Genomic DNA, 5,533 nt, shown 5'->3' on the forward strand with positions numbered 1-5,533 from the left:
GGGACTGCACCCCCACCGCGGATGGTGGTGCCGGGAGGGCCGCGCCCCGTGCGCCTTTGCCGACTAGAATGGCCTGCGCACCGCCCTCGCCTTGGGGCGCACCTGCTTGGTGAGGAGGTCGGCGAGCATCGACATGGCGTCCGGCGCATCGTCGTGGGGGTTCTTGCCGTCGAGGACGAAGCCCTCGAGCTGCGTCATGAAGCGGGCGTAGTCGGAGCCTGGCTGGTACAGCGACACGTCCCGGAAGACGCAGTTCTGGATGACCCACGGTGAGGCGGCGAGGATGCGCGTCTCCTTGTTGCTCATCGTGTACTTCTTCTGCACGGAGCAGAGGGCACCCATCTCGACGAGGCGCTTGGCTATGGAGTCGGCGACGGTCCCGCCAGCGGAGTTCGACTCGAAGCGCGCGACCTGGACCCCGCAGCGCGCAAGCTCGGCCGCCACGCGGGCGTTCACGACGGCGGNCCGCGCGGCACCACGCGCCTCACGAGCGACGGGGAGACGTTGGACGCCGCCCACGTCCGGCTGATGCCGTTCTCCGAGTGGCTGACCTCCCCCTCGCCGCCGCGACGCGCCCACAGCTCGGCCACCCACTCGCAGAGGAGCATGTCGTAGCGCGGCTCCCATGCCTCGCCGGACGGGTCCACCGAGAACGGGTTGCGCAGGGCCAGAATCGCGGCCCTCGCGACGGGGACGTACGCGCCCGCGAGGAGGGCAGCGTCCTTGCTGCCCTCCTCGACGCCGCAGAGGGCCATGGCTACCTTGGAGACCTTGTCCTCTGCCTCGGGCATGGCTAGGCCTTGGTGGTGACGGCCACGAGGGGCACGGACTTGGGGTCGAACACGAGCTTCCAGTTGGCCTTGTTGGAGAGCTGCGCCAGGGTGGGCGACTGCTTGTAGCCGCTGGAGGGCTTGGAGAAGGAGAAGCCGTTGGGGTGGATGGTCTCGCGACGGCGCGTGATGAGCACGTTCTCGCCGCCGTTGTGGATGGGGTCGCGCTTGACCTCGACGGGCACCTCGACGCCAGCCATGGCGTGGCGCAGGACGCCGCCGCCGAGCAGGTAGGTCGTGTAGGTGTTGTCGGCTGCGGAGCCGCCCGCGACCATGGGCGCGGAGTCATCGACGATGACGGTCATGCCGTTGGCGTAGGCGAGGTTGCGGACCTGGCGCTGGATTCCGTTGGCGTCGGTGTACTTCGCGTACTCGAGCAGCTCCTTCTTCGCCAGGGAGTTGGCAATCTTGGAGTGCATGAAGGCCAGGGAGATGGTCCCGGCCTGGTCGCCCATGGCGTCCACGGTCGCGTCGCCGAGGGTGGTGGCGTCGATTGCGGCGGAGGTCGCGATGACGTGGGACTTCATCTCGGTGACGCCGCAGACGGCCCCGAGGATGCCGAGGATGACCTTCTGGGTGTACTTCTGGTAGAAGCGCGCGACGCCGGGGATGACCTGCGAACCCATGGGGTCGGCACCGGAGTTGAAGTCGCGGACGAACTGGGCTTCGGACCAGCCCTGCATGACGCCGTAGACGATGCCGGACGCGCCCATGCCCTCGGAGGCCACGACGGGCACGTCGGTCGCGCCGTCGTAGTTTGCGGGGGTGCCGCCCAGGGGCTTGTAGAACGGGACCGTGTAGAGGTCGGAGCCGTTGGATATGGTGTTCGCGATTGAGGCGTCCTCAATCATCGCGCCGCTGTCCAGCAGCGCCGTCTTGGTGGGGTCGGGCTGGTTCTTCCAGTTGTACATGAAGAGTTCTGGGTCGAACGGGTAGCCAAGGTAGTCGGCCATTTTCGTTCCTTCCTTCGCGCCTTAGTCTGTGAGCTTGGACATGATTTCTGGGTCCTGGGCCTTGAGCGAGACCTGCTGCTGGTACGGGAGTCCGAGGAACTCGGCGCGCGTCCTGGGCGTCCCGTCACCGGACGGCTCCCCGCCAGCGGGCGGCGTCATCTTGCCGAGCGCGTCCTTCGTGGCCGCGTCGGCGGCGGCGGTGACCTTCGCGCTCACCATGTCGGCGATGGCCTTTGCCGCCGCGACCGAGGCCTTGCGGTCATCGGACACGACGCTCGGGAGGAACGCCCTGTACTCGTCCTCGGAGATGCCCGCGGCGGCGAACACGGCTGCCGCCGACGCCTCGGAAAGCTCCCGGGTGGCCTTGGCCGCGCGGGCGTTGGCCTCCTCGATTGCCCTCTGCATCCTCTCGGCCTCGGTCATCGTCGAGGTGCTCTGGGCCTTGAGCTGCTCGTTCTCCTCGCGGAGCGTGGACACTTCGTCCCTGAGCGACGCCGACGCGGACTTCGCGGACTCTATGTCCTTGCCGTTGGCCGCCATGATGGCGTCCACCAGCTCGTCCGTCGCTGCCTCGCCGAGAAGCTCCCTCAGCCTGTCTCGCTTCATTGCCCTTCCCCTTCCTGGGCTACGCTTGTTGACGGGGTTCGCGTCCCCATGCCCCTGGCGGATACGCCGCCTTCGTCCCCGTCCCCGGGGTCCTCGCTATCGCCACCGGCGTCGCCGCCGGGAGTGGCCTGGAGCGCCTCGCGCGCCTTGGACTCCTGCTCGTCCACGTAGGCCATGGACTGGTCGTAGGCGTCCTCCGGGTCGCTGAACATGCCGCAGTACTGGAACGCCAGGCGCGGGGCGACCTTCCCGCTGCCGAGCAGCGTGGTGAGCACCTGGGTCTTGCTCTGGATGGCCTCGTAGTTGCGGCGCGTGAACTTGACCTCGACGTCCGACGGCTCCAGCCAGACGTCGGTCGCCGCGCGCACGATGGGCAGCGCGATGCGCAGGAAGTCCCTCTCCGAGCGCTTGAACAGCGTCTCGGTCTCCTTGCAGCGGTTCTCGGCGTTGGACCACCCGTCGCGCATGGTGACGGCTGCCCCCGTGTCGGACGTGGAGGCGCTGCCGCCCACGTTGAACGGCATGCCGCAGATGGAGAGGGCCGTCTTGTAGAAGGAGTCCACGAGCGTCTGCGTCTGCTCCTGGTCGAGCTGCGCCGTGAGCATCTCGACGTCCGCCGGAAGCTCGCTGGTGGACGTTATCTGGATGGCCCCAAGCTCGACAAGCTCCTTGAAGGTCTCGCGCGCCTCGCTGGCGGTGTCCCCCAGGTCCACGTTCTTGAGGACCATGAGCGCCTGCACGAACTGGGCCACGCCGTCCACGCGGTTCGACTCGACCTCGTTGATGGCGTCGAAGAGCGAGATGACGGCCTCGAACACGCCCATGCGCTCGGGGTTCGCCTGGTACTCGACGATGGGCACGGCCCCAAGCGGGTTGTGGCCCTCCGAGAGCACGACGCCATGGCTCACGACGAACACCCTGTCGGGGGCGTAGGCGGTGTACGTGACCTCGTGCGTCTCCGGGTCGGTGACGTAGGTGCAGGCCCAGAGAGGCTCGCGGAACACCGAGTTCGAGCGCACGACGAAGGTGCTGCGCGGGTCGAGCGACGCCACGACGAAGGGCCTGGACGGGTCCTCGGCGATGGTCGGCGCGGGCATCACGAGCCTGTAGCCGACGCCGACCTCGTTCATCCACTGGACAAGCTCGAGGTCGCAGGCGTGCTTGTCCGCCGCCACGCAGGCGTCGTTGAGGAGCTGCACGCTGGCGGACACGGACTCGCCGCCGTCCTTCGAGGCGTTGTGGGCGCTGTAGGTTATCGGCTCGCCAGCAAGCGAGTCGGTCCTGTCCTTGCAAATCTGGTAGGCGCGGTTCTCGACGATGGCGTTGTTTATGTCGGGCCGCACCTTCTTGAGGCGTCTGAGCACCGGCTGCTCGCCCAGGAAGTAGCGGTGGAGGTAGTTCGCGTCCGCCGCGTTCGTCGAGTGGACCGCGAGCGCGCGGTCGATGAGTTCCGCGACGTTGTCGCGCGTGACCGCGACGGGCGACGAGAGGATGGGCGCGCGCCCCGTGCGCAGCCGCCTTGTCGTGACCGTTCCCGTGCCTTCCGCCACCGCGTCTCCCTTCGTCCTTCTAGGCCCGCCCGCGCTTGGAGGGGGCGCAGGCGGGCCACGGGGACTGCACCCCCACCGCGGATGGTGGTGCCGGGAGGGCCGCGCCCCGTGCGCCTTTGCCGACTAGAATGGCCTGCGCACCGCCCTCGCCTTGGGGCGCACCTGCTTGGTGAGGAGGTCGGCGAGCATCGACATGGCGTCCGGCGCATCGTCGTGGGGGTTCTTGCCGTCGAGGACGAAGCCCTCGAGCTGCGTCATGAAGCGGGCGTAGTCGGAGCCTGGCTGGTACAGCGACACGTCCCGGAAGACGCAGTTCTGGATGACCCACGGTGAGGCGGCGAGGATGCGCGTCTCCTTGTTGCTCATCGTGTACTTCTTCTGCACGGAGCAGAGGGCACCCATCTCGACGAGGCGCTTGGCTATGGAGTCGGCGACGGTCCCGCCAGCGGAGTTCGACTCGAAGCGCGCGACCTGGACCCCGCAGCGCGCAAGCTCGGCCGCCACGCGGGCGTTCACGACGGCGGGGGCCGAGTTGTCGCACAGGGCGTCGGTGACGTACCACTTCGGGTTTCCGGCCCACTTGCGGGCGACCGGCATGGCGCAGTAGTCGGAGCCGACGCCCTTGGTGTCCACGACGGCCACGACGCGCTCAGGCTCGCCGTCGGGGAGCGTGAGGTAGCGCTCGAGCTGGTCGGGCGGGAAGAGCTGCCCCTCGCGGACGATGGGCGAGCCGTCGTACTTGGCGGCGTAGGTGGCCGGGTCGGTCGTGCGCCGCATGTCGAGGTAGTAGCTGCGGTCGAACCCGACGCCGAAGAGGTAGTCGAAGTTGGATTCGCCCGTGTCGGGGTCGAGCGCCGGGATGGTGAGCGTCCGGTAGCCAGGCTCGCCCTCGTGCAGGCGCGCCATGCGCCCGATGGGGTCGTTGACGTCCCAGCGCGTGCCGACCATGAGCTGCTTCGCGCCCTTCTTGCGGCGGTCGTAGCACTGGTTGACGTAGGCCTCCCACTTCTTGTCGAGGCGCGTGGGACTCATGGCCTCCTCGAGGTCCTTGACGAGGTCGTCGGCGTACAGCCAGCCGCCCTCACCGACCTCGACGGCACCCGTGAGGGTGCCGAGGACGGAGCGGCAGGTGAGCGACGGGTAGGCGCGCCTCTTGCGCAGCGACAGGGACTCGTTCTCGGCGGACTGGTCCACGAGCCTGGAGTGCGGGAATATCTCCTCGAAGCGGTAGGTCGGGTCCGACACGAACTCGAGCACCTGCTTGTAGAAGTGCTCGGTGAGCTTGTCGGAGTGGGCCACGGCCAGGTTCGAGTGCATGGGGTCGCGCCCCATGTGCCACGCCATCGCCATGCAGCAGGTGCTCGACTTCGCGGTGCGCGGCGGCATCGAGACCGAGAGGAACTCGGACGCCGGGTCGCACTCGAACCGCTGAAGCTCCTGGCAGAGCCGCCACAGCTTCGAGCGCCTCGGGAGCCACAGGCGCGACTCCGGGGAGCGGTCGAACTCCATGGCCTGCATGAACGAGTCCAGCGAGAGCGCGGCGTCGAGCGTGAGCAGCTCCCTGAGCACGCCGCCGAGGAACTCGAGGCCGGAC

At 68.3% G+C, this 5,533-nt stretch carries 5 protein-coding genes; all 5 read right to left on the reverse strand.

The annotated features are described in order from the left end of the window. Positions 1 to 63 precede the first annotated feature (63 nt). Positions 64 to 444 carry a phage terminase large subunit gene (gene terL, locus BQ7388_RS10300; protein WP_234946952.1) on the reverse strand — a complete coding sequence of 127 codons (381 nt, stop codon included), beginning with the start codon at positions 442 to 444 and terminating at the stop codon, positions 64 to 66. A 349-nt stretch (positions 445 to 793) separates the two neighbouring features. Continuing rightward, positions 794 to 1,783 (reverse strand): major capsid protein, encoded by a 990-nt coding sequence (locus BQ7388_RS12480; protein WP_072500593.1) that lies wholly within the window; start codon positions 1,781 to 1,783, stop codon positions 794 to 796. 21 nt (positions 1,784 to 1,804) lie between these two features. Then, entirely contained in the window at positions 1,805 to 2,389 is a 585-nt protein-coding gene (locus BQ7388_RS10315) for a hypothetical protein (RefSeq protein ID WP_072500594.1), read from the reverse strand. Beyond that, positions 2,386 to 3,939, reverse strand: a complete 1,554-nt coding sequence (locus BQ7388_RS10320) for a phage portal protein (protein WP_072500595.1) — start codon at positions 3,937 to 3,939, stop codon at positions 2,386 to 2,388. The genes BQ7388_RS10315 and BQ7388_RS10320 overlap by 4 nt, the downstream gene beginning before the upstream one ends. Positions 3,940 to 4,062: 123 nt before the next feature. After that, the coding region (gene terL / locus BQ7388_RS10325) for a phage terminase large subunit (protein ID WP_072500596.1) at positions 4,063 to 5,533 on the reverse strand (1,471 nt) is incomplete at its 5' end.

The sequence above is a fragment of the Olsenella phocaeensis genome, from assembly GCF_900120385.1.
Taxonomy (GTDB): domain Bacteria; phylum Actinomycetota; class Coriobacteriia; order Coriobacteriales; family Atopobiaceae; genus Olsenella_I; species Olsenella_I phocaeensis.

Coding starts and splice junctions, on each gene's coding strand:
- BQ7388_RS12480 (WP_072500593.1), bottom strand. CDS start 1,783: ATGGCCGACTACCTTGGCTACCCGTTCGACCCAGAACTCTTCATGTAC.
- BQ7388_RS10315 (WP_072500594.1), bottom strand. CDS start 2,389: ATGAAGCGAGACAGGCTGAGGGAGCTTCTCGGCGAGGCAGCGACGGAC.